Source organism: Mycobacterium sp., assembly GCF_035623875.1.
GTDB lineage: Bacteria > Actinomycetota > Actinomycetes > Mycobacteriales > Mycobacteriaceae > Mycobacterium.
The window spans coordinates 1-4,151 of sequence record NZ_DASPSP010000219.1; the positions used below are offsets into that span (position 1 = coordinate 1).

The 4,151-nt window shown below is 68.3% G+C and carries 2 protein-coding genes and 1 pseudogene; 1 reads left to right on the forward strand and 2 read right to left on the reverse strand.

Annotated features, from left to right (window positions below):
- Together VEI45_RS18060 and mfd are read right to left on the reverse strand one after the other, a co-directional pair.
- Positions 1 to 180 (reverse strand): annotated as a pseudogene (locus VEI45_RS18060) (nucleoside triphosphate pyrophosphohydrolase); the annotation flags it as partial.
- A 103-nt stretch (positions 181 to 283) separates the two neighbouring features.
- Entirely contained in the window at positions 284 to 3,937 is a 3,654-nt protein-coding gene (mfd, locus tag VEI45_RS18065) for a transcription-repair coupling factor (protein ID WP_324855656.1), read from the reverse strand.
- Between mfd and VEI45_RS18070 the strand changes: the two genes are divergently transcribed.
- The coding region (locus VEI45_RS18070) for a helix-turn-helix domain-containing protein (protein ID WP_324855658.1) at positions 3,849 to 4,151 on the forward strand (303 nt) is incomplete at its 3' end. The genes mfd and VEI45_RS18070 overlap by 89 nt on opposite strands.

The following is a 4,151-nucleotide window of genomic DNA, read 5'->3' on the forward strand; positions in this document are numbered from 1 at the left end:
GGGATCCGACGACAACAGCACCGGCGCGTCCTCTCCGGTGTGCGCCGGGCGCGCGGCGGGCAGCGTCCAGGGCACCGCGACCGGCATTTCCTCGGTGTACTGCACCTCACCGGTGAGCAACTCGATGGCTTCGACCGGAACTAACGACGGGCGGCGGGGATCGACCAAAACGACAGTCACGAGCGTCACTCGCCCCCGCAAGCGGGTGGAGGTACCCCCAGCCGCGCAGCGGCGAGGGGGCGTACCCGCACAATCCCGGCTAGGCCGGGATCATCGTCGCAGGTCATCGCGCTTGTCGCTCCTGTCTTGACACACCTATCTGGGTCGATTCTCCCGGTTTTCCGTCCACCGCCGCTACCAAATCGGCCACCATTTGCACCAGCTCGACATCACGAATCCGCGGTGCACCGACGCCACCGGCGCGCGGAATCGGAACCTGCACCGTCGCAGTCGTGGCGCGATACCGCGCACCCGGGTACATCCGCGCCAGTCGCACCTGCGCGGAGTCCGGCAGCGTAATCGGCGCCAGCCGCACGGTGGCCGCTGATGCTGTCGACACTTCGGTGATACCGGCGGCGCGGCACAGCAGCCGCAGTCGCGCCACGGCCACCAACCGCTCGGCGGTCTCGGGCAGCGCGCCGTACCGGTCGGTCAGCTCCTCAACAACGGAGTCCACCGCCGCGTCATCCGCGGCCGCAGCCAGCCGCCGGTAACCCTCCAGCCGTAGCCGGTCGCTGGGGATGTAGTCCGGCGGCAGGTGCGCATCGACCGGCAAGTCGATCCGCACGTCTTTGGGCTCCTCGGCGGTGGTGACAGTCTTCCCGTCGGCCGCCGCACGGTAAGCCTCGACCGCCTCACCCACCAGTCGCACGTACAGATCAAAGCCCACTCCGGCAACGTGCCCGGACTGCTCGACACCGAGCACATTGCCGGCGCCGCGGATCTCCAGATCCTTCATCGCCACCGTCATGCCCGCGCCCAATTCATTGTTCTGCGCGATCGTCGCCAACCGGTCATAGGCGGTCTCGGTCAGCGGGGCGTGTTGCGGATAAAGGAAATAGGCATAGCCACGTTCGCGGCTGCGGCCCACCCGGCCGCGTAGCTGGTGCAGCTGGGCCAACCCGAAGGTGTCGGCGCGCTCGACGATCAGGGTGTTGGCGTTGGAGATGTCCAGGCCGGTCTCGACGATGGTGGTGCAGACCAGGATGTCGAATTCATGGTTCCAGAATCCTTCGACGGTGGATTCCAGCAGATCCTCGGGCATTTGGCCATGCGCGACGGCGACCTTGGCCTCCGGCACCAGTTCGCGCACCCGCGCCGCGGCCGCATCGATGGAGCTGACCCGGTTGTGCACGTAGAAAGCCTGCCCGTCGCGCAGCAGCTCTCGGCGCAGCGCCGCCGCGACTTGCTTGTCGTCGTGCGACCCGACGTAGGTCAGCACCGGATAGCGCTCTTCGGGCGGGGTCAGGATTGTGGACATCTCGCGAATCCCGGCCAAGCTCATTTCCAGCGTGCGCGGGATCGGGGTGGCGCTCATCGTCAGCACGTCGACATGGGTGCGCAGCGACTTGATGTGCTCCTTGTGCTCGACGCCGAAGCGCTGTTCTTCGTCGACGACCACCAGCCCGAGGTCCTTCCAGGCCACCCCGGTCTGCAGCAGCCGATGGGTGCCGATCACGATGTCCACCGAACCGTCGGCCAGGCCGTCGATCACGGCGCGGGATTCGGCGCCGTCGGTGAACCGGGACAGGCCTTTGATCCGGACCGGGAACCCGGCCATCCGTTCGGTGAAGGTCTGCAGATGCTGGTCAGCCAGCAGCGTGGTGGGCACCAGGACCGCAACCTGCTTGCCGTCCTGAACCGCCTTGAACGCCGCCCGGACCGCGATCTCGGTCTTGCCGTAGCCGACGTCACCGCAGACCACCCGGTCCATCGGCACCGGTTTCTCCATATCCGCCTTGACCTCGGTGATCGCGGTCAGCTGGTCCACGGTTTCGGTGAAGCCGAACGCATCCTCCATTTCGGCCTGCCACGGGGTGTCCGGCCCGAACGCGTGTCCCGCGGAGGCCTGCCGCTTGGCGTACAGCGACACCAGCTCGCCGGCGATCTCCCTGACCGCCTTGCGGGCCTTCGTCTTGGTGTTGGTCCAGTCGCTGCCGCCGAGTCGGCTCAGCGCGGGCGCCTGCCCACCGACGTAGCGCGATAGCTGGTCCAGCGAATCCATTGGCACATAAAGCTTGTCGGTTTCGTTCTGACTTCCCCTTCTCGACGGCTTGCTGACCGCGTACTCCAGCACCAGATACTCGCGCCGCGCTCCGCCGACGGTGCGCTCGGTCATCTCCACAAATCGCCCGATGCCGTGCTGGTCGTGAACAACCAAGTCGCCCGCGGTCAATGCCAGCGGGTCGACGGTGTTGCGACGTTTGGCGGCCAGCCGCTTGCCGTCCGTGGCCGTCACCCGGTTGCCGGTCAGGTCGGTCTCGGTGATGATCACCAGCTCGGCACCCGGGATAACGACGCCGTCGTGCAGCGGGCCTTTGAGCACCCCGACCACGCCGGCCTTGGGTTCCGCTCCCGGCTCCAACATCGTTGCCGGCGTGTCGGATTCGGCCAGCTGCTCGACCACGCGGTGCGCGGTTCCGGTCCCGGGCGCGACGACGGCAGCGACCCCGCCGGTCGATACGTGTGCGCGCAGCATCGCGAAGATGTCGTCGATGTCGCGCTGATGGCCGCGGGCCGACGGCGCGGCCCGGATATCCAGCTCCATCGCCGACTCGTCGGAGAGCTGGCTGAGCGTCCACCACGGGTGGCCGGACCGCCGGGTGGCGGCGCTCACCTCGTCGAGTTCGCGGAATCCCGATCCACCGAGCTGCTCGACGTCGATCGGCGAATCACCGCCCAGCGCCGCCACCGACCAGGACGCTTCCAGGAATTCCTGGCCGGTCTTGATCAGGTCGGCCGCGCGGGTACGCACCTTTTCCGGGTCGCAGACCAGCACCGGCGTCCCGTCGGCCAGCTGATTGGTCAGCAGCGACAAGTCGTCGGGCCGCAGCACCGGCAGCAAGGCCTCCATGCCGTCGACCGGGATGCCCTCGGCGAGCTTGGCCAGCATGTCGGCGACGCTGCCGGTGACGCCGTGCTCGGGCCGCGGCTGCTGCCCGGCCAGCTCGGCCGCGCGGGCCCGCACCTGGTCGGTCAGCAACAGCTCCCGGCAGGCGACCGCGACCAGGGTGTCGACGCCGATCTCGGGAATCGACCGCTGATCGGCTACCGAGAACATCCGCATCTCGGTGACCTCGTCGCCCCAGAACTCCACCCGCACCGGGTGCTCGGCGGTCGGCGCGAAGATATCGAGGATGCCGCCGCGGACCGCGAATTCGCCGCGCCGACCGACCATGTCCACCCTGGTGTAGGCCAGCTCGACCAGCCTTGCGATCACGTCTTCGAAACCAACCTCGTCGCCCAAGGCGAGCGTGAGGGGCTCCAGCAAGCCCAGCTGCGGGGGCATCGGCTGCAGCAGCGAGCGGACGGCGGTGACCACCACCCGCAGCGGCGGGCCCAGCCGCGCGTCGTCGGGGTGGGCCAGCCGGCGCAGCAGCATCAGTCGGGCGCCGACGGTGTCCACACCCGGCGAGAGCCGCTCGTGCGGCAGCGTCTCCCAGGACGGGAACATCGCGACGGAGTCGCCGAAGACACCGCGCAGCTCTGCGGTCAGGTCATCGGCTTCCCGGCCGGTGGCGGTGACCACCAGCAACGGGCCCTGCCGGGCCAGCGCGCTGGTGACGAATAGCCGCGCGCTGGCGGGTCCGACCAGCGTCAATTCGTCGGGTCGATCGACGGCGAGGTCGATGAGTCGCTGCAGCGTTGGCGCGCGCAGCGCCAATTCCACCAGCCCCGCGATCGGGGTAACAGCGGATTCAGTCCCCGGTGCGGTCATTTGGGTTTGCGGCTTGGGAACCCCTGGCTTTAGCTCGGGGGACTATACGCCGCGTTTCTCCTTTCGGGAGGTTGTCGGCGATCGCGGTTACGTTGCTGACGTGTGCAGGTTCCGGTTGTTCCCCACTCGTGAGCAGGCGGCCGCGTTGGCCGGGCACTGTGGCCATGCCCGGTTTGTGTGGAATCTGGCCGTAGAGCAGCAGCTGCACTGGCAG

Bases quoted from the DNA above. Each gene is read 5' to 3' on its own strand.
- mfd (WP_324855656.1), bottom strand. From the start codon at position 3,937: ATGACCGCACCGGGGACTGAATCCGCTGTTACCCCGATCGCGGGGCTG.